Annotated in this window: 19 protein-coding genes and 1 tRNA gene; 12 read left to right on the forward strand and 8 right to left on the reverse strand. The window is 70.0% G+C overall.

The window, feature by feature from the left end; translation table 11 throughout:
• The first annotated feature begins 4 nt into the window (after positions 1-4).
• From M3190_RS04565 to M3190_RS04575, 3 genes are read left to right on the forward strand one after another with little or no spacing between them, the layout of a single operon-like run.
• Complete coding sequence (locus M3190_RS04565) at positions 5-1,570, forward strand: APC family permease (protein WP_251578798.1); 1,566 nt, start codon at positions 5-7, stop codon at positions 1,568-1,570.
• A complete protein-coding gene (locus tag M3190_RS04570; RefSeq protein WP_251578806.1) occupies positions 1,567-3,027 on the forward strand; it encodes an NAD-dependent succinate-semialdehyde dehydrogenase in 1,461 nt (486 codons plus the stop codon). The genes M3190_RS04565 and M3190_RS04570 overlap by 4 nt, the downstream gene beginning before the upstream one ends.
• A 20-nt stretch (positions 3,028-3,047) precedes the next feature.
• On the forward strand, positions 3,048-4,412 hold the full coding sequence (locus M3190_RS04575; RefSeq protein ID WP_251578814.1) for an NAD-dependent succinate-semialdehyde dehydrogenase: 1,365 nt from the start codon (positions 3,048-3,050) through the stop codon (positions 4,410-4,412).
• Positions 4,413-4,465: 53 nt separating this feature from the next.
• Here the strand turns inward: M3190_RS04575 and M3190_RS04580 are convergent, their stop codons facing one another.
• Both M3190_RS04580 and M3190_RS04585 read right to left on the reverse strand, forming a co-directional pair.
• Complete coding sequence (locus tag M3190_RS04580) at positions 4,466-7,258, reverse strand: tetratricopeptide repeat protein (RefSeq protein ID WP_251578822.1); 2,793 nt, start codon at positions 7,256-7,258, stop codon at positions 4,466-4,468.
• Positions 7,255-9,075: an HSP90 family protein gene (locus tag M3190_RS04585; protein ID WP_251578831.1), complete on the reverse strand. Its 1,821-nt coding sequence runs from the start codon at positions 9,073-9,075 to the stop codon at positions 7,255-7,257. The genes M3190_RS04580 and M3190_RS04585 overlap by 4 nt, the downstream gene beginning before the upstream one ends.
• A 223-nt stretch (positions 9,076-9,298) precedes the next feature.
• On the opposite strand from M3190_RS04585, the gene M3190_RS04590 reads away from it, so the two are divergent.
• From M3190_RS04590 to M3190_RS04630, 9 genes are all read left to right on the forward strand, one after another.
• Positions 9,299-9,371, forward strand: a tRNA-Trp gene (locus tag M3190_RS04590).
• A 44-nt stretch (positions 9,372-9,415) separates the two neighbouring features.
• A complete protein-coding gene (gene secE / locus M3190_RS04595; protein WP_064002978.1) occupies positions 9,416-9,682 on the forward strand; it encodes a preprotein translocase subunit SecE in 267 nt (88 codons plus the stop codon).
• A 108-nt stretch (positions 9,683-9,790) separates the two neighbouring features.
• Positions 9,791-10,801 (forward strand): transcription termination/antitermination protein NusG, encoded by a 1,011-nt coding sequence (gene nusG, locus M3190_RS04600; RefSeq protein ID WP_251578842.1) that lies wholly within the window; start codon positions 9,791-9,793, stop codon positions 10,799-10,801.
• Between the two features lie 180 nt (positions 10,802-10,981).
• Complete coding sequence (gene rplK / locus M3190_RS04605; protein ID WP_064002980.1) at positions 10,982-11,413, forward strand: 50S ribosomal protein L11; 432 nt, start codon at positions 10,982-10,984, stop codon at positions 11,411-11,413.
• Positions 11,414-11,426: 13 nt separating this feature from the next.
• Positions 11,427-12,116 (forward strand): 50S ribosomal protein L1, encoded by a 690-nt coding sequence (gene rplA, locus M3190_RS04610; protein ID WP_064002981.1) that lies wholly within the window; start codon positions 11,427-11,429, stop codon positions 12,114-12,116.
• Between the two features lie 74 nt (positions 12,117-12,190).
• Positions 12,191-13,231, forward strand: a complete 1,041-nt coding sequence (locus tag M3190_RS04615) for an NAD(P)H-dependent flavin oxidoreductase (protein WP_251578844.1) — start codon at positions 12,191-12,193, stop codon at positions 13,229-13,231.
• 109 nt (positions 13,232-13,340) lie between these two features.
• Positions 13,341-14,135: an amino acid ABC transporter substrate-binding protein gene (locus M3190_RS04620; RefSeq protein ID WP_251578846.1), complete on the forward strand. Its 795-nt coding sequence runs from the start codon at positions 13,341-13,343 to the stop codon at positions 14,133-14,135.
• Between the two features lie 70 nt (positions 14,136-14,205).
• Positions 14,206-14,880 carry an amino acid ABC transporter permease gene (locus M3190_RS04625; protein WP_251578848.1) on the forward strand — a complete coding sequence of 225 codons (675 nt, stop codon included), beginning with the start codon at positions 14,206-14,208 and terminating at the stop codon, positions 14,878-14,880.
• Complete coding sequence (locus tag M3190_RS04630) at positions 14,867-15,652, forward strand: amino acid ABC transporter ATP-binding protein (protein WP_251578850.1); 786 nt, start codon at positions 14,867-14,869, stop codon at positions 15,650-15,652. Before M3190_RS04625 ends, M3190_RS04630 begins: the two co-directional genes overlap by 14 nt.
• 4 nt (positions 15,653-15,656) lie before the next feature.
• Here the strand turns inward: M3190_RS04630 and M3190_RS04635 are convergent, their stop codons facing one another.
• The 6 genes from M3190_RS04635 to M3190_RS04660 all read right to left on the reverse strand — a co-directional run bounded on the left by M3190_RS04635 (position 15,657) and on the right by M3190_RS04660 (position 21,311).
• A complete protein-coding gene (locus tag M3190_RS04635) occupies positions 15,657-15,935 on the reverse strand; it encodes an acylphosphatase (protein ID WP_251578852.1) in 279 nt (92 codons plus the stop codon).
• Complete coding sequence (locus M3190_RS04640; RefSeq protein ID WP_251578854.1) at positions 15,935-16,969, reverse strand: NADP-dependent oxidoreductase; 1,035 nt, start codon at positions 16,967-16,969, stop codon at positions 15,935-15,937. Before M3190_RS04640 ends, M3190_RS04635 begins: the two co-directional genes overlap by 1 nt.
• A gap of 126 nt (positions 16,970-17,095) precedes the next feature.
• Entirely contained in the window at positions 17,096-17,572 is a 477-nt protein-coding gene (locus tag M3190_RS04645; RefSeq protein ID WP_251578863.1) for a MarR family winged helix-turn-helix transcriptional regulator, read from the reverse strand.
• A 10-nt stretch (positions 17,573-17,582) separates the two neighbouring features.
• Positions 17,583-19,262: an MDR family MFS transporter gene (locus M3190_RS04650; protein ID WP_251578865.1), complete on the reverse strand. Its 1,680-nt coding sequence runs from the start codon at positions 19,260-19,262 to the stop codon at positions 17,583-17,585.
• A 129-nt stretch (positions 19,263-19,391) separates the two neighbouring features.
• Positions 19,392-20,069: a YqaJ viral recombinase family protein gene (locus M3190_RS04655; RefSeq protein WP_251578875.1), complete on the reverse strand. Its 678-nt coding sequence runs from the start codon at positions 20,067-20,069 to the stop codon at positions 19,392-19,394.
• Positions 20,070-20,132: 63 nt separating this feature from the next.
• Positions 20,133-21,311, reverse strand: coding sequence for an ROK family transcriptional regulator (locus tag M3190_RS04660; protein ID WP_251578877.1), 1,179 nt, complete (start codon positions 21,309-21,311; stop codon positions 20,133-20,135).
• Between the last annotated feature and the right edge of the window lie 52 nt (positions 21,312-21,363).

The raw sequence follows: 21,363 nt of genomic DNA on the forward strand, positions 1-21,363 counted from the left end.
GACGATGAGCCAGCACGCCGCAGAGAAGATCCCCGGGGCCACAGACGCCGCGATCTCCGCCAAGGGCCTGAGCGCCGGAACGGTGGGCCTGGTCGGAGCCGTCGTGATCGGCGTCTCCACCATCGCCCCCGCCTACACGCTCACCGCCTCCCTGGGACCCACGGTCTCCGCTGTGGGTGTCCAGGTCCCCGCCGTGATCCTCGTCGGGTTCATCCCGATGCTGCTCGTCGCTCTGGGGTACCGCGAGCTGAATCGGGTGATGCCCGACTCCGGCACGAGCTTCACGTGGGGTGTCCGCGCCTTCGGCCCGTGGATCGGCTGGATGACGGGATGGGGGCTGATCGCCGCCACCGTCATCGTGTTGTCGAACCTCGCCGGGATCGCGGTCGAGTTCCTCTTCCTGCTGATCGCACAGATCACCGGGAACGAGGCCATCGCCGACCTCGCCTTCAACCCGTTCATCAACGTCGGAGTGTGTCTCCTGTTCCTTGTGGGCGCCACGCTCGTGTCCTACCGCGACATGCAGACCACGCAGAAGTTCCAGTACGTCCTCGTCGGATTCCAGGTCGTCGTGCTGGTCCTGTTCGCCGTCGCCGCTTTCGTGAAGAGCTTCAGCGGAGACGGCATCGACCACCTCGCCTTCGACTGGTCGTGGGTCAACCCGTTCGAGGTGTCGAGCTTCAGCGCCTTCGCCGCGGGGATCTCGCTGTCGATCTTCATCTTCTGGGGCTGGGACGTCGTCCTCACGATGAACGAGGAGACGAAGGACCCCGACCGCACGCCTGGCCGCGCCGCGATGGTGACGGTCGTCGTCGTGATGGCGCTGTACCTCGCGCTGTCGGTCAGTCTGATGATGTTCGCCGGCGTCGGCACCGGTGAGCTCGGGCTCGGCAACGAGGACATCTCGGCGAACGTCTTCTTCGCCCTGTCGGGCCCGGTGCTCGGGCCTCTGGCGTTCCTCGTCTCGCTGGCGGTGCTGTCGAGCTCAGCGGCATCCCTCCAGTCGACGGCGGTCGGACCGGCGCGCACGCTGCTCGCCATGGGGCATTACGGCGCCCTGCCGCGGCGGTTCGCCGCCGTCAGCCCGCGGTTCTTCACACCCGGGTTCGCGACGATCGTGTCCTCCGTCGTCGCCGCCGTGTTCTACGCGGTGATGAGGCTCCTCAGCGAGAACGTCCTCACCGACACGATCCTGTCCCTCGGGATGATGATCTGCTTCTACTACGGGCTGACCGCGTTCGCGTGCGTCTGGTACTTCCGCAGGCAGTGGTTCGATTCGGTCCGGTCCTTCCTGTTCACGCTCGTGTCGCCGCTCGTGGGCGGGGTGATCCTCGCCGTCATCTTCGTCACGACGCTCATCGACTCGATGGACCCGGCCTACGGATCCGGTTCCGAGGTGTTCGGGGTGGGACTGGTCTTCATCCTCGGCATGCTGATCATCGTCGTGGGCATCCTCACCATGATCTGGCAGTCCGTTCGCCGTCCGGCGTTCTTCCGCGGGCAGACGCTCACGATGGACGCACCCCCCAGCGCGCGGAAGCTGCGCGCAGAAAGCGAGAACATCCGATGACCTCCCGCGAGTCCGAGCTCCTCTCCGCCGTCCCGAACCAGCTCTTCATCGGGGGCCAGTGGGTGGATGCCGAGGAGGGTAAGACGCTCGACGTCTTCGACCCGTCGACGGGAGAGGTGATCCGCCGCATCGCGGACGCCTCGCCGTCCGACGGCATCCGGGCCCTCGACGCGGCTGTCGCCGCGCAGGAGGCGTGGGCGGCGACCGCCCCGCGGGAGCGCAGCGAGATCCTGCGTCGCGCCTTCGATCTCGTCCAGGCGCGGAAGGAGGATCTCGCGCTGCTCATGACGCTCGAGATGGGCAAGCCCCTCGCGGAGTCGCGCGGCGAGGTCGCCTACGGCGGCGAGTTCCTCCGCTGGTTCAGCGAGGAGGCGGTGCGGATCACCGGGCGCTACGGGATGAATCCCGAGGGCACCGGGCGGATGGTCGTCTCGCAGCGGCCCGTCGGTCCCTCCTTCTTCATCACCCCGTGGAACTTCCCGCTCGCGATGGCGACCCGCAAGATCGCCCCGGCGCTCGCCGCGGGCTGCACCGTCGTGATCAAGCCGGCGGAGCTCACGCCGCTCACCACTCTCTTCTTCGCGCAGCTGCTCGCGGAGGCGGGGGTGCCCGCCGGTGTCGTCAACGTCATCACGACGGCGTCGTCGAGTTCGGTCTCGGGGCCGATCATCGCCGACCCGCGGCTGCGGAAGCTCTCCTTCACGGGCTCGACCCCCGTGGGCCAGAAGCTCATCGCACAGGCGGCCGAAGGAGTCCTCCGCGTCTCGATGGAGCTCGGCGGCAACGCGCCGTTCGTCGTGTTCGAGGACGCCGACCTCGACAAGGCCGTCGACGGCGCGATGCTCGCGAAGTTCCGCAACATCGGTCAGGCGTGCACGGCGGCCAACCGCTTCATCGTGCACGAGGCGGTCGCTGCCGAGTTCTCCCGGCGCATCGCCGAGCGTGTGAGCGACATGACCATCGGCCGGGGCACCGAGGACGGCGTGCAGATCGGCCCGCTCATCGACGACCGTGCGGTCGCGAAGGCGACTGAGCTCGTGGGCGATGCCGTCGCGCGCGGCGCCCGCATCCTCGCCGGGGGCAACGCCCTCGAGGGGCCGGGCACGTTCTACGAGCCGACGGTCGTCGCAGGCGTCGTGCCCGGCAGCGCGATCCTGCGCGAGGAGATCTTCGGACCGGTCCTCGCCATCACCACCTTCGCCGATGAGGACGAGGCCGTACGCCTCGCCAACGACACCGAGTACGGCCTGGTCTCCTACGTCTTCACGCAGGACCTCGCCCGCGGCCACCGGATGATCGACCGGCTCGAGACCGGCATGATGGGGCTGAACGTCGGGGTCGTCTCGAACGCCGCCGCGCCGTTCGGCGGTGTCAAGCAGTCCGGCATGGGTCGCGAAGGCGGCCTCGAAGGCATCCACGAATACCTGAACGTGAAGTACACCCTGATCCCCGCGTGAGCGGGACGAAGAGGAGCATCATGAGCGATTACGCCGTCATCGACCCCGCCACGGGGCAGACCCACGCCACCTACCCGACCGCGACCGCCGACGAGGTGGAGAGCGCACTCGCGCGTGCGGACGAGACCGCCCGCGGGTGGGGGCGCACCTCCACCCCCGCCGAGCGCGCCGACCTGCTGCGCCGCGTCGCGCAGCTGCACCGCGAGCGTCGCGAGGAGCTCGCGAAGATCATCGTCCGCGAGATGGGCAAGCAGATCGACGGGGCGCTCGGCGAGGTCGACTTCGCCGCCGACATCACCGAGTACTACGCCGACCACATCGACGAGATCACCGCCGACACCCCCGTCCCCATCGACGGCGACGGCACCGCCGTCATCCGCAAGACGCCCCTGGGCGTGCTCCTCGGTGTCATGCCGTGGAACTTCCCCTACTACCAGGTCGCCCGCTTCGCGGCGCCGAACCTGGCGCTCGGCAACACGATCCTCCTGAAGCACGCGCCGCAGTGCCCCGAGTCGGCAGCCGCCATCGAGGCGATGTACCGTGACGCGGGCTTCCCCGAGGGGGCGTACACCAACGTCTACCTGACGAACGAGCAGGCCGCCGACGTCATCGCGGACCCGCGGCTGCAGGGGGCCTCGGTGACCGGCTCGGAGCGTGCCGGTGCCGCCGTCGCCGAGGTCGCCGGACGGAACCTCAAGAAGGTCGCGCTGGAGCTCGGCGGGTCGGACCCGTTCATCGTGCTCTCCACCGACGACATCGACGCCGTCGCACAGGCGGCGGTCGACGCGCGTCTGGACAACACCGGCCAGTCGTGCAACGCGGCCAAGCGCTTCATCGTCGTCGACGGCCTGTACGACGCGTTCGTCGAGGCGTTCACGGCCAAGATGTCGGCGGCGAGCGTCGGCGACCCGTGGAGCTCCGACACCGTCCTCGGGCCGCTGTCCTCGCTCGCCGCCGCCGAGCGTCTCGAGAAGCAGATCCAGGATGCCGCGGCCCAGGGCGCGACGATCGTCACCGGAGGCACCCGTGACGGCGCGTTCTTCGCGCCGACCGTGCTCACCGGCGTCACGCCCGAGATGGACGTCTACCGTGAGGAGCTGTTCGGTCCCGCAGGCGTCGTCTACCGGGTCGCCGACGAGGACGAGGCGGTCCGCCTCGCCAACGACACCCCCTTCGGGCTGGGGTCGTACGTCTACACGACCGACCCCGAGCAGGCGACGCGCGTCGCCGACAAGATCGACGCAGGCATGGTCTACGTCAACCTGGTCCTCGCCGACGAGCCGGGGCTGCCCTTCGGCGGCATCAAGCGCAGCGGCACCGGCCGCGAGATGGGGCTGCTGGCGGCGGACGAGTTCGTCAACAAGAAGCTCATCCGCGTCGGCTGACGGGACGACGAGGGGGCGGCATCCGATCGGATGCCGCCCCCTCGTCGTGCGTCTCAGATCGAGACCGTCGCGCGGATCTCCGCTGCGTCGGCGTGGCGTCCGAGGCTCTCGTAGACGTCGCCGAGCTCGAGTGCCGCCTGCTGGCGGACGGGCTCGTTCTCCCCGGCGTGGTCGAGGGCCGAGCGGTACGCCGCCACCGCATCGGCGGGCCTCTCCGCGCCGACCAGGAGCCGGGCCGCCAGCAGTTCCGAGCCGGCGCCGGACGGCGCATCACCTGCGTGGGCGAACGCGTCCGCCGCCTGCAGAGCGGTGGCCACCGCCACGTCGGTCTCGCCCCGGGAGGCGAACAGCCGCGCGCGCGTGTCGAGCACATCGGCGACGTACCAGTGTGCGTCGTTCGCGCGACCGAGGGCGAGCGACTCGTCGACGACGGCGACGGCGTCCTCGTCTCCGCGCTGCATCTTGGCCTGTGCGAGCAGGTGCAGGGCTTCGGCGAGAAGCCCCACCTGATCCTCGCTGCCCCGGATCAGGCTGATCGCGGTGTCGAACGCGAGCACGGCGTCGTCGAACTCGGCGAAGTTGCCGAGGTGACGCCCCTGCTGCACGAGCGCGTGCGCCTGCCCCTCGGCCTCGCCGGCCTCCTCGTGCAGGTCGGCGGCGAATCCCCACGCGCCGACGGCGTTGCCGTAGTCGCCCGCGCCCTCGTAGGCGCGGGCGATCAGGCCGACGGTGATCGCCCGGGACCCTGCGGGGACCTCGGCTGCCGTCTCCTCCTGCAGCACCTCGTGGAGCGCGTCGGTCGCCTCCTGGGGCATGTCCGCCGCAATGAGCGCTCGCCCGAGCCGGTAGCGCGCATGGGCGGTCGGCGCGCCGGCGGACTCGAACCGCTCCGCTGCGGACCGATACCGTCCGGCGGCGAGGGAGGCCGCTCCGGCGTCTTCGTGCAGCGCACCGGCGAGCAGGAACGCCTCGCCCACGCGCAGGTCGTCGGCGCCGAGCGAGAGCAGCAGCCGCACGGCCTCGTCGGCGTCCGCGGCACCCGCCTCGAACTGCTCGGCGACGCCGCGCAGGCGCGCCCGCGACGCGAGCGTCCGTGCGCGGCGGCCGTCGCTCAGGGGTGCGGCCAACAGGTCGGCCGCCAGTTCCCGTGCGTCGTCGAACTGGGAAGCGGATGCTGCGGCATCCACTTCGAGCAGCCGCACACCCTGCTCACGGGACTCGTCGCCGGCCTCGGCGAACAGCAGGGCGGCCGTGCGCGCGTGCTCGCGGGCTTCGGCGAAGGCGCCCTCGTACATCCGTGCCACGGCGAGCGTCTGAAGCAGGTCCGCGCGCACCTCCGGGGGTGCGGCCTGTGCCGCGCCGACCTCGTCCTGCAGGAGCGCGCCCGCCTCGGCGAGATCCTTCCCGAACAGGAGCAGACCGAGGCGCTCCTCGAGATCGGCCTGGGCGGCGTGTCCGGCCGCGCGCAGCGCGGCGATCCGCTGCGGGAGGAACGCCTCCGCCTCGTCGATACGCTCGGTCGCGACGAGGCCGCCCAGCAGGTGCGACGACAGCCTCACGCGCTCGGCGGGCGCGGCATCCGTCACCAGCTCGGTCAACGGCTGGAGGGCGGCGGACGATCCCGCGTGCGCGAGGGCGACGGCGCGCTCGAGTCGCTCCTCTCGCGTGACGGCGGGGGCGGGAGTCGCCACGGACGAGAAGTCGTGCGTGCGGATCGGGACGTCGTAGCGCTCCGCACCGGTCTCTCGCAGCCGCTCGAGGGTGCGGGTGTGGGCGTCGGTGCCGTTGCGGCGATCGAAGGCCGCCGCGATCGACGCCGCCGCCGCCCAGGCCGCAGCGGCGAGCTCGTCGACTCGCCACGGCCCGTCGTGCGTCCCGAACACCGGCGCGAGCGCATCGGCGTCGGCGCCGCGGACGGTCAGATCCGGGTGGCCCGCCGCCCCGACGGCGTCGAGGGCGAGTGCGAACGACCCCAGCGCAGCGCCGTGCGCATCGGCGTTGAGGCCGTCGTGCACGAGCCAGGGGAGGTGCCGCTCGACGAGCGCGAGGGCGCGCGCCTCGTTGCCCGTCACCGCGCAGAACACGACGTTCTTGGCGACGATCGCGAGGTTGTCGGGGTTGTCCTTCGCGAGCCGGTAGCTCCGCAGGTGCGCGGTGCGGGCCTCGTCGAACATGCCGGCGCGCAGGTAGGGCAGGAGGATGCGCGAGAGCGCGTGCTCGGGCTCCTCGCCGCACGAGAAGCCGTTCTCGATCATCTCGCCGACGAGCCGGATGGCGTCGTCTTCCCGGCCGGTCTCGATGAAGAACCCGGCGAACTGGCTGCGCACGCACGCGTCGCAGTGGCTGTAGTCGTCGCGGGGGGTCGCCTCGAGCGTGCGCTGCAGCTCGGTCGCCTCGTCCATGCGGCCGGCGGCCCAGGCGTCCTCGAACCGCGCCATGAGCACGCCGCTCGGGCCGATGCCGGCGCGCTCGTAGTGCGCCTCCATGTCATCGAGCACCGCACCGATCTGCGCGGGGGAGAATTCCGGCGACCCGGCCAGGGCGCTCGCCATCCACTTGTACTGCCAGAGCAGGTCGCCCGCCGGCTCGACCGTCGCCGGGAAGCGCTCGGGATCGGCGTCGTGGTGGGCGAGGCACCACGCGAACGAGGTCAGCATGAGGTCGGTGTCGCCGCTCATGTTGGCGCTCGAGGTCTGCCGCAGGCGCGCCTCGTACTCCAGCCGCTCGTCCCCGCTCTCCTGCGCGAGGGCGACCGCCTGCGCGACGAGAGCCTGCTCCTGCGGCCCCCACGGGGTGTTGTCGATCTCGTCGAAGAGGGAACGTATGCGGGTGGCGTAACCGGTCATGAGACTCCTTCGGTCGCGGGCGGTGCGTCGGCGGCGATCGCGCGGTCGACGAGTTCGGTCAGCGCCGTCGACATGAGGGCGCGGTCGTCCGGTCCCAGCGGATGATGGCCGGCCAGCAGCGACTGCACGTAGAGCAGCTGGACGCTCAGCTCGAACACTCGGCCGGGCGCGGTCGCGGCGAGCCTGCGGATCATGGGGTTGGTCCAGTTGAGGCACAGCCGCGCGGCGGGCTCGTCGACGCCTCGCCCCGCGGAGACGATGCTCGCCGCACGGTCCAGGACGCCACCCCACAGGGCGCCGCCGGCGCTCCGGGCGCGCCCGCGGTCGAGTGCGCGGAGCACCTCGGGGTCGGCGACGAACAGCCCCGGCAGCTCCGGCCGCTCGAAACTCCGGACGACGACGTCGACATCCGGCAGCGCACCCCGGGCGCGATCCTCGAGGCCGGTGGCGGTCGCGCGGTCATCGAGCGGCGGCAGGTCCAGCCGGTCGATCTGCCCGACGACGTCCACGCGCTCGACCTCGACGCCGGGGAACAGCTCGGGGATGCGGCGGACCAGGTCGGCGTCGTACAGGTACCCGCCGTTGACGAGGACACCACTCGATGCGGTCATGCTCGCCACCTGACGGAACTCGTCGACGGTCTCGGCGAAGCGGACGAGCGGGAACCGGCGCGCCACCTCCTCGATGCGCAGTCGCCCGGCGGTCGTCTCGACGGAGAGCCAGCGCACGATGAAACGCGCGAGCTCGTCGTCGTGGCGGACGAGGGATTTGAGGGCGACCTCGTGGATCGACACGAACTGCGAGAGTCGGACCGGATCCTGCAGTGCGAGCTCGAGGATCCAGCGACGAATCGCCTCGCCGATCTCCTGCCGCGTCTGCTCCAGCGCGTCGTCGTCGACCAGGGACTCGCGGCTGGCCGTCGGGTGCAGCGCCCCCGAGTCGACGACGGCACGTGCGAAGAACGCCCAGGCGGGGAGCAGGTCGTCGGCGCGCTCGGTCAGCAGCATCCGTCGCAGGTACACGCGGGTGCTCTGGCGGGCGCCCGGGGGAGGGGCGAAGGGCAGGACGAAGGCCACGCCGCGGGTCTGCGTGCCCGGCACGTGCAGCGGGATGACGTCGAGCGGCTCCGCCCCGATCAGCTCGCGGCCGTAGCCGAGCTGACGTTCCAGGTCGCCGTCGAGGAAGGGTGCGCTCTCGGTCACGGTGGCCTCGCCGCCGCCGGGCAGATCGACGACGACGGTGTGCGGCAGGTATCGCCCGAACGTCTCGGCGAGCTCGAGCACCGTGCTCGTCCCGAGGAGCGAGCGCGTATCCGGTCGCGGGGTCAGGTGGACGCTCGTCCCGACGGGGACGTCACCGGTGTGCGGCGCGACGGTGAAGGTCCCGTCGGCGTGCCCGGTCCACTCGACGGCGTCACCGCCGGCGGCGCTGCGCGAGCGGATGACGATCGTGTCGCAGACCATGAAGCACGACAGCATCCCGATCCCGAACTGACCGAGGAAGTCGCTGCGCGGCAGGTCGAAGATGTCGCGCTTCGAGCTGCGCCCCACCGTCGCGAGCAGATCGGCGACCTCGGCTTCGGTGAGTCCGATGCCGTCGTCCCGCAGGACGAACTCGGCCGACGCGTCGCTCACGGGGGTGATCCGGATGCGGCCCCCGCCGCCGTCGAGGCCGCGTCGGGCGGCGATCGCATCCACTGCGTTCTGCAGGAGTTCGCGCAGGAACACGCGCGGACTCGAATAGATGTGCCGACTGAGGAGATCGATGACCCCCCGGAGGTCGACCTGGAACTGGTGGGCGGCGGAACTGTCGGTCACCGGGCTCCTCGAGATCGTTGATCGTGCGTGCGCCGGAACCCCCTCCGGCGCTGCCGCGACGCGACGGCCGAACAAGCCTAGCCATGCCGTTCGGCGGTCGCGTGGGAGTGCGTGCGTTCGCCACCCCGCAAGGCATGCCGTATGCTGGTGTGCGCAGTTGTCTGCATTCTTTTGCCGTGCCCATGGGTCGGACGGGATGCGGATCCCCGGGTCGCAAGACCTTAGGGCGGTAGCTCAATTGGCAGAGCAGCGGTCTCCAAAACCGCAGGTTGCAGGTTCGATTCCTGTCCGCCCTGCGCGTCAGCGTCAGCTGACTCGAACCGAGCAACAGGTGGGTTGAATGGTCCAGGATGAGCCGAACGGCGAGGTCGTCGCTGCCAGCAGCGGCGCCACCCGTGAGAAGAAGCTCAACTTCTTCCAGCGGATCGCCCTCTTCATCCGCCAGGTGATCGCCGAACTCCGCAAGGTCGTCACGCCGACCCGGCAGGAGCTCGTCAAGTTCACGCTCGTTGTCCTGGGATTCGTCGTCGTCGTGATGGCGATCGTGTACGGGCTCGACCTGCTCTTCACCTGGGTCACGGACATCGTCTTCGACGTGCCGAGCTGACGAACGGACGACCATCCGTCGCGGTGACGGACGGCATCCCGGATCATCCGGAGAATCCGCCGCCTCACCGCTGAACATCGAAGCCGAACCTGCAGGGAAGTGAATGACGTGACCGAAAGATATGTCGACGACGCCGACTGGTCGACCGCCGCGGAGCAGTCCAGCGAGGACGACGAGGCCCAGGAGGGCAACGTCCTGGCCGGCCAGGAGCGTTCCGCCGAGTCCGCCGAGCACGCCGCGCTGCACATCGAGGACGACGAATCCGCAGATGACGAGCCCACCGGAGAGGATGCCGTCGTGATCGAGGACCCTGAGGCCGACCGCATCGTGAACGACGCGCTCGAGATCGACCAGGCCGATGAGGCCGAGGCCGCAGCCGAGGTGCTCACCGAGTCGCTCGCCGACGAAGAGGCCGAGCGCGCCGCCGCCGCCGCCGACGAGGTCGCCCCCTACGACGGTCCGGAGCTCGGCGAGGACGAGGACGAGGACGAGACCCCCGAGGACCCGTACGAGGCGTTCCGTCAGGAGCTGCGCTCGCTCGAGGGCAAGTGGTACGTCATCCACTCCTACGCCGGTTTCGAGCGCAAGGTGAAGGCCAACATCGAGCAGCGCAAGTCGACGCTCGAGGTCGAGGACGACATCTATCAGGTCGAGGTCCCGATGGAGGACGTCGTCGAGATCAAGAACGGCCAGCGCAAGATGGTCAACCGCGTGCGGATCCCCGGCTACGTCCTGGTCCGCATGGAGCTCAACGAGGACACCTGGTCGGTCGTGCGTCACACGCCCGGTGTCACCGGCTTCGTCGGCAACGCCCACAACCCCACGCCCCTGCGCTTCGAAGAGGCCTTCAACATGCTGAAGCCCCTCGTCGAGGCCAAGGAGGTCGCCCCCGCCAAGGCCGGTGCCGCCAAGGGCTCCGCCACGCAGGCGCGTTCGGTCGTCACCGAGGTCGACTTCGAGATCGGTGAGACCATCACGATCAAGGAGGGCTCGTTCGCGGGCCTGCCCGGGTCGATCTCGGAGATCAAGCCCGAGAGCGGCAAGCTCACGGTCCTCGTCTCGCTCTTCGAGCGCGAGACCCCGGTCGAGCTCAGCTTCGACCAGGTCACCAAGCAGTAAGAGACGCGTCGCGAAGGCCCCGCTGCGGCGGGGCCTTCGCCATTCGCCCGGGGATGCCGGATGCGGTAGACTCATGTGGTTTGTGTGTCGCTTCGTCGCGCGCACGGACACCACCACGACCCGGAACCGCCGGGGCCGTGGGAGAACGGGGCATCCGTCCCGCTCGTGAAAGGAAGAGGAATGGCACCGAAGAAGAAGGTGACCGGCCTGATCAAGCTTCAGATCAACGCCGGTGCCGCCAACCCGGCGCCGCCGATCGGCCCCGCGCTCGGTCAGCATGGCGTCAACATCATGGAGTTCTGCAAGGCGTACAACGCCGCGACCGAGTCGCAGCGCGGCAACGTCATCCCCGTCGAGATCACCGTCTACGAGGACCGCAGCTTCACCTTCGTCCTGAAGACCCCGCCCGCTGCGGAGCTCATCAAGAAGGCCGCCGGCGTCGCCAAGGGTTCGAAGACCCCGCACACCGTCAAGGTCGCGAAGCTGACCAAGGACCAGGTCCGTCAGATCGCCGAGACCAAGATGCCCGACCTGAACGCGAACGACATCGAGGCCGCCTCGCTGATCATCGCCGGCACCGCCCGCTCCATGGGCATCACGGTCGAGGACTGAGGGGAAGATCATCATGGCTAAGTCCAAGGCTTACGAAGCAGCAGCGGCGAAGATCGACCGCTCCACGTTCTACTCCTCCGAGGAGGCTGTCGCCCTCGCGAAGGAGACCGGCTCCGCGAAGTTCGACTCGACCGTCGAGGTCGCGCTGAAGCTCGCCGTCGACCCGCGCAAGGCGGACCAGATGGTCCGTGGCACGGTCATCCTGCCCCACGGCACCGGCAAGACCGCCCGCGTCATCGTGTTCGCGACCGGTCCCGCCGCCGAAGCGGCCATCGCCGCAGGTGCGGACGAGGTCGGTGGCGCCGAGCTCATCGAGAAGGTCGCCGGTGGCTACACCGCGTTCGACTCGGCGGTCTCCACCCCCGAGCTCATGGGCCAGGTCGGTCGCCTCGGTAAGGTCCTCGGACCCCGCGGCCTCATGCCGAACCCCAAGACCGGCACCGTGACCCCCAACCCGGCCAAGGCCGTAGAGGAGATCAAGGGCGGAAAGATCGAGTTCCGTGTCGACAAGCACGCCAACGTCCACTTCGTGGTCGGCAAGGCGTCGTTCACGGCTGAGCAACTCAACGAGAACTTCACCGCCGCTCTCGAAGAGATCGTGCGCCTGAAGCCCTCGAGCGCGAAGGGCCGTTACATCCAGAAGGGCGCCATCTCGACCACGTTCGGTCCCGGCATCCCGCTGGACGTCAACGCTCTCGTCTGAGGTCACTGACAGCAAGGGGCTCCACCTCCGGGTGGGGCCCCTTCGTCGTTCCCGGCATTGGTAACGTCGGGAGCGTGGCCGGTGATCTGCAGACGCTCCTGGGAATCGACGCCCCGATCGTGCTGGGTCCCTTCGGCGGACTCTCCTCGATCGCTCTGACGGCGAGTGTCAGCGAGGCGGGCGGCCTCGGCTCCTTCGGGCTGTACGGGTACTCCGGCGATCGCATCCGCGAGACAGCGGCCGCGCTCCGCGCCGCGACCGGCCGACCCTTCGCTCTGAACCTCTGGCTGCCGACGGGTGACGAGGTGCGCCCCGACGAGGTCGACCTGACGGCGGCGCGCGACGCCGTCGCTCCCCTGTTCGAGGCAGCGGGTGTCGAGCCGCCGTCACTGCCCGCATCCTTCCTGCCCTCCTGGGAAGAACAGCTCGAGGCGGTGTGGGATGCCGCACCTGCAGCCCTCAGCGTCGTCTTCGGCGTGCCCGCGCCGGGCGTCGTGGCCGAGGCGCACCGGCGTGGCATCCGCGTCCTCGGCACCGCGACGTCGGTCGCCGAGGCGGTGGCGCTGGCGGACGGTGGTGTCGACGCCGTGGTGGCGAGCGGTGCCGAGGCGGCCGGTCACCGGGTGAGCTTCCTGCGGCGCGCCGAGGAGTCGCTCGTGGGCACCTTCGCCCTCGTGCCGCAGGTCGTCGACGCCGTCGGCGTCCCCGTCCTCGCGGCCGGAGGCGTCGCGGACCGCAGAGGCGTCGCCGCCGCCTTCGCGCTCGGCGCATCCGGGGTGCAGGTGGGGAGCGCCTTCCTGCGCACGCGGCAGTCGGCGGCGTCGGACGGGCACCGAGCGGCGCTGGCCTCGGCCACCGACACCGATACGGTGCTCACCCGGGCGATGAGCGGTCGCCTGGCCCGCGGCATCCCGAATCGGGCAGTGCACACGATCGAGCGCGCCGGGGCGATCGCCCCCTTCCCCGCGCAGAACTGGCTGACGGGAGCGTTCCGCTCCGCCGCCCCGCACGATCGCGACCTGGTGTCGCTGTGGGCCGGGCAGGCCGCCGGGCTGTCGCGGCAGGACGACGCGGCGGCGGTCTTCGCAGAGCTGGCTGCGGGGCTGCCGCGCTGACACAGTCCGTCACGCGGGGAAGATCTCACGGCTCCGCGTGTTGTACTGGGGGGTCGCGCCCGCCACCGCTGGTGCGCGACCGCCTTCCACCCCCTCACCAAGGAGATCCATGTCCCGTCGTACCGCCGCTCTCGGAGCACTCGCCCTCAGCACCGTCCTGGCGCTGACCGCCTGCTCGACGAACTCGGGGCAGCCGGCCGCCGGTGGAGAGGACCTCGGACTCGCCGAGTCCGGCACGCTGACGGTCGCGACCGAGGGCACCTACCGTCCCTTCACCTACCACGACGAGACCGGCAAGCTCGTCGGCTACGACGTCGAGATCATCGAGGCGGTCGCCGAGAAGCTCGACCTGAAGGTCGAGTTCCAGGAGACGCAGTGGGACGGCATCTTCGCCGGTCTGGACGCCGGCCGTGTCGACGTCATCGCCAACCAGGTCTCCATCAACCCCGAGCGCGAGGAGAAGTACCTCTTCAGCGAGCCGTACACCGTCTCGCCGAGCGTCGTCGTGGTGCAGGAGGACGACGACTCGATCTCGAGCTTCGCCGATCTGAAGGGCAAGAAGACCGCGCAGTCGCTCACGAGCAACTTCTTCCAGCTCGCCGAGGAGGCCGGTGCCGACGTCACCCCCATCGAAGGATGGGCGCAGGCCGTCGAGCTGCTGCGTCAGGGCCGGGTCGACGCCACGGTCAACGACAAGCTGACGTTCCTCGACTACGAGAAGACCAACGGACCCACGGGCCTGAAGATCGCGGCCGAGACCGACCCCGCCCAGAGCGCCGTCGTCGCCACCAAAGACAAGACGGCCCTGATCGAGAAGATCGATGACGCGCTCGACGAGCTGCGCGAAGATGGAACCCTCGCGAAGATCAGCGAGACCTACTTCGGAGCCGACGTCACCGAGTGATTCCGGCCCCGGCGGGCTCGGCGTGGCGCTGTGAGGCGCCCGTCGAGCCCGTCGCCCGTTCTGCGAAAGGATGCCGGTGGACGCCGACACATGGCAGCTGGTCCTGAGCTCGTTCTGGCCGATGCTCGTCGCCGGGGTGACGGTGACCATCCCCCTCGCGGTCGTCTCGTTCGCGGTCGGTCTCGTGCTGGCGATCGCCGCGGCGCTGATGCGGATCTCGGGCAACCGGGTGCTGTCGGGCGTCGCCCGGTTCTACATCTCCGTCATCCGCGGCACACCGCTGCTCGTCCAGATCTTCGTCGTCTACTACGGTCTGCCGCAGATCGACATCCGCCTCGAGGCTTGGCCGGCCGCGGTGATCGCACTGTCGTTGAACGTCGGCGGGTACGCCGCCGAGGTCATCCGCGCTGCCATCCTCTCGGTCCCCAAGGGGCAGTGGGAGGCGGCCTTCACGGTCGGGCTGCCGCGGGCGACGGCGCTCCGCCGCATCATCCTGCCGCAGGCCGCCCGCGTGTCGGTCCCCCCGCTGTCGAACACGTTCATCTCGCTCGTGAAGGACACGTCGCTCGTCGCCCAGATCACGGTCGCCGAGTTGTTCCTCGCGGCGCAGCGCATCGCCGCGTTCAGCTCGGAGTTCCTCGTCGTCTACATCGAGGCCGCTGTCATCTACTGGCTCTTCTGCCTCGTCCTCTCCTTCGGTCAGGACCGCATCGAACGGAGGCTCGATCGCCGTGTCGCACACTGATGCACCCCTCCTCAAGGTCACCGGGCTGCGCAAGTCCTTCGGTGACAACGTCGTCCTGGACGGCGTGGACTTCGCCGTGCGTCGCGGTGAGGTCGTCTGCCTCATCGGTCCCAGCGGTTCGGGCAAGACCACGGTGCTCCGCTGCCTCAACGGGCTCGAGGCCCCCGACGCCGGGGTGGTCAGCTTCTCCGACGGCCAGGCGCACGACTTCGCCGAGTCGACCAAGGGGCGGGTGGCGAAGCGGCAGCGCGCCGCGCTGCGGGACCGCTCCGCGATGGTCTTCCAGCACCACAACCTGTTCCCGCACCTGACGGTCCTCGAGAACGTGATCGAGGGACCCGTGCACGCGCGGGGGATCGCGAAGGATGCGGCCGTCGCCGACGCCGAGCGGTTGCTCGCTCGCGTCGGACTGGCAGAGAAGCGGGATGCCTATCCGCACGAGCTGTCCGGCGGACAGCAGCAGCGGGTCGGCATCGTGCGGGCGCTGGCGCTCGCTCCCGAGGTCCTGCTGTTCGACGAGCCGACCAGCGCGCTCGATCCGGAGCTCGTGGGCGAGGTGCTCCTCGTGCTCAAGGAGCTCGCCGACGAGGGATGGACGATGGTCATCGTCACCCATGAGCTCGGCTTCGCGCGGCAGGTCGCCGACGAGGTGGTCTTCTTCGACGGCGGTGTCATCGTCGAAAGCGGCCACCCTCGTGATCTGTTCACGGCGCCGCAGAACGAGCGCACCCGGCGCTTCCTCGACCGGATCCTCCGGCCCCTCGAGGACTGACGCGTCAGGCGTCGCGGCGGATCTCGAAGTCCGCCTCGTCGTCCTGCGGCGTGACCTCGGTCAGGACGACGTCGTCGACGACACCCCCGCGCGGCCCCTTCGCCGCCCAGTCGACGACCGCCTCGACGGCAGCCGCGTCGCCCTGCACCTCGGCCTCGACCGTGCCGTTCGACAGGTTGCGCACCCATCCTGTGGCACCGGCCGCACGTGCGGTGTGCTGCATCGCGAACCGGAACCCGACGCCCTGGACGATGCCTCGGACGACGAGGCGGATGCGGCGCATCAGGCGTCCGCCACGCTCAGCACGACCTTGCCGCGCGTGTGCCCGAGTTCGAGCTCTCGGTGCGCGTCGGCCGCGTCGGCGAGGTCGAAGACCCGATCGATGTAGACCTGGACGGCACCCGAGTCCAGGAGGCGACCGAGCGTCGAGAGGGCGGAACCGTCGGGGACGGTCTTGTACGACGTGGCGCGCACGCCTGCCGCCGCTGCGGCATCCGCGTATCCGTCCCACGCCCCCGTGGGCACCATCACATAGAGACCGCCGGGTCGCAGGACCGTCAGGGATCGCGTGCCGGTGTCGGCGTGGACGTTGCCCACGAGGTCGATGACGACGTCGACCTCGCCGACGACCTCTTCGAAGCGTGTGGTCGTGTAGTCGATGGCGACGGATGCCCCCAGCTCTCGCAGCCAGCCCAGGTTGCGCTCCGAGCCCGTCGCCGTCACGTGCGCCCCGAAATAGGCCGCCAGCTGGACGGCGAAGTGCCCCACGCCGCCCGCGCCGGCATGGATGAGGACGCGTTGGCCCTCGTGCGCATGAGCAGTCTCCACGACGAGTCCCCACGCGGTGAGGGCCGCGACCGGCACGCCCGCGGCCTCGACATGGGAGAGGGACGCAGGCTTGCGCGCCACCGACAGCGAGGGCACGACAACGTAGTCGGCGTAGCTCCCCCCGGAGCGCGGGAACGGCACCATGCCGAAGACAGGATCACCCGGCTGCAGGGGATGAGCCTCGAACGGGCTCGCGACCACGACACCGCTGAAGTCGAATCCGAGCGGGCTCGTCGTGGGATCGGTGACCAGCCCGTGGAGGCCGCGGCCGGCACGCGTCTTGGCGTCGATCGGGTTGATCCCGGCGGCGACGACGCGCACGAGCAGCTCGCTGAGGGCCGGTTTCGGCACGGGGAGCTCGGCGACGCGAAGCGCCTCCGCTCCGCCGGGAGTGTCGTAGACGATCCCCCGCATGAGGGGGGGAGGAGCGGTCACCTCGACGACCTCGCTCGCACTGGGGGCTGCGGATCGCAGCGGCCGGAATCGCATCGGCTGCTCCTTCTCACCTTCGCTCGACGGCGAGCGCTGGGGGTGCTCGGTGGAAGACCAGTCAATCGCGCCATTGTCTCGATGGTGTTACGCCGGCATCACCGGAGCGAGAAGCCCGACGGTGACCTATGCGGTGGGGCCGCCGTCGGGCTGTGATCCGGCCACGAGGGCGTGGAGCAGACGGGCGAGGTTCTCGATGTCCTCGACGCGCCAGTCCTCGAGGGCTGCGAGGAGCGCACCCTCCTGCGGGCCGCGCGCGTCGGCCAGCCGCTCTCGTCCGAGGCTGGTCGCGCTCAAGAGACTCGAGCGGCCGTCGTTGGGGTCAGGGGTGCGTTCGATGAGTCCGAGCTCGGTCAGCTCGCGGACACTGCGGCTGAGCTGGCCCTTGTCGAGGAGGAGCATCTCGGCGAGGGCGGATTGGGTGACCGGCTCATGCCGGACGATCGTCGTGAAGACCTTGTATGCGCCGGGCAGCATCCCCGGGCTCACGCGATTCGCGTTCTCGGTGATCTTGCGTCGGAAGAGCGTGATCAGGTCGCTGAACTCGCCCTCGAGGGCCCGCACCGCGGCGGTGCGGGCCTCTCGATCGGTCGAGGCGGACATCGTGTCCATGTTACCGACGCGCCTCCGCCGCGGGCTCGTCCGTCGCGGCATCCGAGACGATCGTGGGGACGGTGGCCGTCGCGGTGACCGCGTCCATTCCCGCGGGAACGGACACCGTGGCCAGGTCGGCTTCCGACGCCTGGCGACGTTCGGTCGTCGTCATGGTGCTGAGGCTGCGGTTCGGCAGGAAGATCACGGCCAGGATGCTGATCACGCCGAACGGTACGGCGATGAGGAACGCCGACGAGATGCCCTGGGCGTAGATGTCCTCGACGATCACGCGCAGACCTTCCGGCATGGTGGCCACGCGGGGGAGGGCACCGGAGGCGAGCTGCTTCGCCCAGGTCGCTCCTTCCGGACCGAGAGCGGTCAGAGCCGCGGCGATCTTCTCCTGCGCGCCCCCGAACAAGTCGGTGACCCGTGCGGCGAGCGCCGCGCCCATGAGCGAGACGCCGACCGTGCCGCCGAGGCTCCGGAAGAAGGTGACTCCCGAGCTCGCGACGCCGATCTCCGAGGGCTTGGCGGTGTTCTGCACGGCGAGGACGAGGTTCTGCATCGTCATGCCGACACCCGCGCCCAGCAGGAACATGTAGACCGAGACGAGGAAGAAGTCGGTGTCGTAGTGGATCGTCGACAGGAGCGACGCCCCCGCGGTCAGCAGGATGCTGCCCACGACGAGGTACGGCTTCCAGTGACCGAATCGGGTGATGAGCGCACCCACACCGACCGATGAGAGCAGCAGTCCGGCGATCATCGGGATCGTCATGAGACCGGCCTCGGTCGGGGTCGCGCCGCGGGCCATCTGCATGTACTGGCCGAGGAAGACCGACGCGCCGAACATCGCGATCCCCGTCGCGATCGATGCGACGACCGCCAGGGTGAAGGTGCGATCGCGGAAGAGCGTGAGCGGCACGAGGGGCTCGCTGGTGCGCAGCTCGACGACCACGAACAGCGCCGCGGCGAGGAGGGCGCCACCGACCATGAGGATGGTCTCGATGCCCCACCAGTCGAAGCTGGAGCCGGCGCTGGTGACCCAGATGAGCAGGAGTGAGACCGCCGTCGACAGCAGCACGATGCCGAGGTAGTCGATCTTCGGACGACGGCTGCTCACGCTCGAGTGGGGCAGGGTGCGCTGCACCATGATGAGTGCCGCGACGGCGATCGGCAGGGACACGAAGAAGTTCCAGCGCCATCCGAACGCGTCGGTGATGACACCGCCGAGCAGAGGTCCGCCGACGGTCGCGACGGCCATGACGGCGCCGAACAGGCCCATGTAGCGGCCGCGCTCACGCGGGCTGATGATGTCGGCCATGAGGACCTGGCTGAGGGCCGCGAGGCCGCCGGCGCCGAGACCCTGCACGGCGCGGAAGGCGATGAGCGTTCCCGGGTCCTGGGCGAATCCGGCCGCCGCGGTGGCGAGCACGAAGATGACGAGTGCGATCTGGTACAGCGCCTTACGGTTCACGAGGTCGGCGAGCTTGCCCCAGATCGGGGTGGAGATCGCTGTGGTGAGCAGCGTCGCGGTCACCACCCAGGTGAAGGCGCCCTGGTCGCCCTCGAGGTCGTGGATGATGACGGGCAGCGAGGTCGAGACGACCGTCGAGGCGATCATCGACACGAACATGCCGAGGAGCAGCCCCGACAGCGGGGCGAGGACCCGGCGCGCAGCGGTGGGGGTCGAGGTGGTCATGCAACTCCTGTTAGATGATTCAAGTCAACATTTGATTGAAGTCAACGATATGCCTATGTTTGATCCACGTCAACCATCTGTGATGAGGGCACGCCGAAGAACCCCCGCGGGCAGAGGGGGCGGCGCGGGTCAGTCCGCGAGGGCGAGGGCGCGGAAGATGTCGCGCTCCCGCAGCTGCTCGCGACGACTGACAGGCGCGGCCACCTCGCGCACCGGCGGAGTCTTACCGGTCGTGCGGTGGTAGAGCTCGTCGATCAGAGCGGTGGCCAGTCGGACGAGAGAGCCGATCTCCGCCTCGTCACGGTCGATCCAGGCGCACCGCGGCTCGTCCCGCAGGGGAACGAAATCCTGGTGCTCCTCCCACACCACGAGCGTGCGCTCGGCGCCGAGGACGTGCTGCTGCCACCACACCTGGCGGAGATACGTGCGCGGGATCGACTTCCAGGTCTTGTTGGTCGTCTTGATCTCAGCGAGTGTGACCCGGCCGGCGGCATCCACCATGATCCCGTCCGGTGTCGCGAGGTGCCGCTTCTCGATCTCGGCGTGGAACAGGGCCGACGACGGGCGGATGCCGTGGGTCGCCGCGACCCATGCGGCGATCTCGGGCTCGCGACGCCGACCGTGGTCGGTGTAGGCGTTGCCGCTGAATCCCGAGCCGTTCAGCTTGGCCTCGGCGGCCCGGGAGATCGCCTTCTCACTGGTGAGGGAGGCGACGTCGGTCGCGGTGATCCCGCGGGAGCGGGCCCGCATCCACGCCACCCGGTCGCGGGAGTCCGCGACGATCCGGGCGGCGAGTTCGGGGGTCACCCGTCGATCCTAAGTCGCCCCTCCCGCACGACGTACCCGACCCGCCGCGCGGCCGTCGCCCGGTCAGACGGTCGCGACGCCGGCGGCGAGCACGTCCCGCGAGAGCGCATGTTCGACGGCGAGGATGCTGGCGCCCAGAACACCCGCCTCGGCGCCGGTCGCCGACTGCACGATGGACAGATGCGCCGTGGCCAGCGGAGCGGAGCGGGCGTAGACCACCTCGCGGACGCCGGCGATCAGGTGCTCGCCGACACGGGCCATCGATCCACCGATGGCGATGACCGACGGATTCACGAGACTGACGCACGTCGTGAGCACCTCGCCGATGTCGCGCCCGGCCTGCCGGACCGCCTGGATGGCGTCGACGTTGCCGTTCTTGACGAGATCGACCACGTCGCCCACGGTGTGGGCCTCCACCCCCATTGCGCGCAGGCTCCGAGCGATCGCGGGACCCGAGGCGAGCGCCTCGAGGCAGCCGCGGTTGCCGCACGTGCAGGGCACATCCCCGCCGCGCGCGATGTGGACGTGCCCGATGTCGCCGGCGACGCCCTGCGCGCCGCGCTGCAGGTGTCCGTCCGAGATGAGACCCGCCCCGATGCCGGTCGCGATCTTGACGAAGAGGAGGTTGTCGACCGACGGCCAGGCCGTCGCGCGCTCGCCGAGGGCCATCGTGTTCACGTCGTTGTCGACCAGCACCGGCACGGCGATGTGCGCCTGCAGCCAGCCGGGGATGTCGAACCCGTCCCACCCCGGCATGATCGGCGGGGTCGACGGTTTGCCGCTGGAGTGCTCGACGGGTCCCGGGACACCGATGCCGATCGCGGCGACGGCGGTGTCGTCTCGATCGACCTGGGCGAGCAGTCTGCGCGCGCCGTCCAGGAGCCAGGAGAGGACGGCATCCGGTCCGTCGGCGATGTCGATCCGCTCGGAGAACTCCGCGAGGATCGTCCCGGCGAGGTCCGCGATCGCCACCGTCGCGTGAGAGGCGCCGAGGTCGGCCGCGATGACGACCTTCGCGCCGGGGTTGAGCGCGAACTGGGACGGTGGGCGCCCGCCGGTCGACACCTTGTCGGCGACCGCGGTGACGAGCCCGATCCGCATCAGCTCGTCGACCCGCGCGGCGATCGTCGAGCGCGCGAGCCCCGTCGACTTGGCGAGCTCTGCCCGGGTGCGCGGTACTCCGTCGCGCAGCAGCTGGAAGAGCTCGCTGACACCGCTGGCGAGGGAGGGGGAGTCTGTCATCGGGTCACTTCTTCCAGGTCCTGCTGCCGGCGGGCCCCGGCTGTCGTCAATT

This window comes from Microbacterium oleivorans (genome assembly GCF_023715745.1).
Classification (GTDB): domain Bacteria; phylum Actinomycetota; class Actinomycetes; order Actinomycetales; family Microbacteriaceae; genus Microbacterium; species Microbacterium oleivorans_D.